This is a genomic window from uncultured Campylobacter sp. (assembly GCF_938031315.1).
In the GTDB taxonomy this organism is placed as follows: domain Bacteria; phylum Campylobacterota; class Campylobacteria; order Campylobacterales; family Campylobacteraceae; genus Campylobacter_B.
This window is the reverse complement of record NZ_CALHHT010000413.1, coordinates 1-2,123: the sequence shown is the minus strand read 5'-3', so window position 1 is coordinate 2,123 and position 2,123 is coordinate 1. Positions and strand designations below refer to the sequence as shown.

General features: G+C 46.8%; 3 protein-coding genes. 1 reads left to right on the top strand and 2 read right to left on the bottom strand.

Annotation, left to right across the window (positions count from 1 at the left end):
- Nucleotides 1–779, bottom strand: a 779-nt coding sequence (gene pgk / locus Q0236_RS10315; protein WP_297917497.1) for a phosphoglycerate kinase, incomplete at its 3' end; no start/stop codon positions are given.
- 1 nt (nt 780) lies between these two features.
- Nucleotides 781–1,785, bottom strand: a complete 1,005-nt coding sequence (gene gap, locus Q0236_RS10310; protein WP_297917494.1) for a type I glyceraldehyde-3-phosphate dehydrogenase — start codon at nt 1,783–1,785, stop codon at nt 781–783.
- A 137-nt stretch (nt 1,786–1,922) separates the two neighbouring features.
- On the opposite strand from gap, the gene Q0236_RS10305 reads away from it, so the two are divergent.
- Nucleotides 1,923–2,123 (top strand): hypothetical protein (locus Q0236_RS10305; RefSeq protein WP_297917490.1); only part of this gene is annotated, 201 nt, incomplete at its 3' end.

Here is a 2,123-nt window from a genome sequence, read left to right as displayed (position 1 = left end):
CGAGCATTGCGGAGAATATTTTTTGCTTCCTCGATTAGATCCTCTTCGAGTAAAGATTTGCCGATGTCATATCCAACGGCTTTTAAAAACGTAAACGCCATGCCGCCTCCGATGATGAGCTTATCGACTTTAGGAAGTAAATTTTTAAGCGCCTGAAGCTTGCCGCTTACTTTGCTGCCGCCCGTTACGGCTACAAAAGGACGCGCAGGATCTTTAATAAGGTCTTTAGCAAATTTTATCTCTTTTAGTAGCAAAAATCCCGCCGCCTTATGCGCCTCATCGTAGAATTTCGTAATCGCCTCTACCGAAGCATGCGCGCGGTGGCATACGCCAAAAGCATCGTTGATATAAAATTCCGCGTAGCTCGCAAACCTCTTAGCTAGTGCTTCGTCATTTTTGCTCTCGCCCTTTTCGAAGCGCAGATTATCTAGTAGAAGCACTTCGCCCTTTTTAAGCGAATTTACCGCAGCTCCAGCTTCCTCGCCCGCGACATCAGAGACAAATTTTATCTCGCGTTCCAAAAGCCTAGATAGCCTCTTTACCACAGGCTTTAGGCTAAGTCTTTCTTCGTATCCGTTTTTCGGGCGTCCTAAGTGGCTGGCTAAAATTACCGCGCAGCCCTCGTCTAAGCAATATTTAATCGTAGGGATAGACGAACGGATGCGACGATCGTCCGTAATATTGCAAAACTCATCCATCGGCACGTTAAAATCGCACCTGATAAAAACGCGCGCGCCGTCTTTAAATTTCAAATCTTTAATCGAAAGAATTTCGCCCATCTTATTTCCTTCTTTTTGCCGCATATAAGGCTAAATCGATGAGGCGCTCGCTATATCCCCACTCGTTGTCATACCAGCTCATCACTTTTATAAGATTACCGTCAATTACCTGCGTGCAGTCGCTAGCTACGATGCTGGAGTATTCTGAAGTACAAAAATCGCTGCTGACACGGCTATCGTCGTCTACGAGCAAAATTCCTTTCATCTCTTTAGTGGCATAACGGCGGAAAATTTCGTTTAGCTCCTCAGCACTCGTCTGCTTGCGCGTTAGCACCGTTAGATCAACCATCGAAACGTTAGCCACCGGCACGCGCACCGATTGTCCGTGCATCTTACCGCTTAGCTGTGGAAGTACCTTACTAATCGCTTTTGCCGCACCCGTCGTGGTCGGAGCGATATTAAGAGCCGCGGCACGCGAACGGCGGAAGTCCTTGGCTTTTACATCGACTAGGCTCTGTCCGTGCGTATAAGCATGAATCGTCGTCATAAGACCCTTTTCGATACCAAGCTCATCGTCTAAAATTTTTGCAATCGGAGCTAGACCGTTAGTGGTGCAGCTAGCGTTTGAGATGACGCGCTGTCCTGCATAAGCGCCCTCATTAACGCCGATTACGAAAGTAGGCGTATCATCCTTGGCAGGTGCGCTCATTACGACTACGCCGATACCGTTATCTATGAACGGCTTGCATTTTTCGCTCGTTAAAAACGCACCAGTACATTCAAGCACAGCTTCTGCACCATCGCCCGCAAAATCAAGCTCCGCAGGCTCTCTGGTGGAATAGACGCGGATTTTTTTGCCGTCTACGGCTATGCATTCGTCGCTTAGAATTTCTACTTTTTTACGAAACTCGCCGTGAACGGTGTCGTATTGAAGCAGGTATCTCGTAAGCTCGCGCTTAGCGGTATCGTTGATCGCCACAAGCTCTACATCGTCCCTGCTTAGCGCAATTCTAGCCGCGCACCTACCGATCCTTCCAAAGCCGTTGATTGCGATTTTTACTGCCATAAGGTTCTCCTTATTTGGGATGTTTTCAGCTGGAATTTTACTAAATTTGGGTTAATCTTTGATTAAATAAAAAGTCGCGAAATCTAGGATTTACTTTTTGGCTATATAATTCGCGAACTTTTTTTAAAGGAGAAAAAATGAGACGAATTGTATTCTCGTCATTAGCGGCAATCGCGATTTTAAGCGGATGCAACCAACCTAAGGCCGATACGGCTCCGCAGCAAAAGCAAGAGTCTGTAGCGCACACGATCGTATTTCTACTCGGAGATACCGGAGATAAGCGCATCAGCCTTAGCTCGAACGATATGTTCGCAACGGGCGTGTTAACCGACGAAAAA

Bases quoted from the DNA above. Each gene is read 5' to 3' on its own strand.
- gap (WP_297917494.1), bottom strand. From the start codon at position 1,785: ATGGCAGTAAAAATCGCAATCAACGGCTTTGGAAGGATCGGTAGGTGC.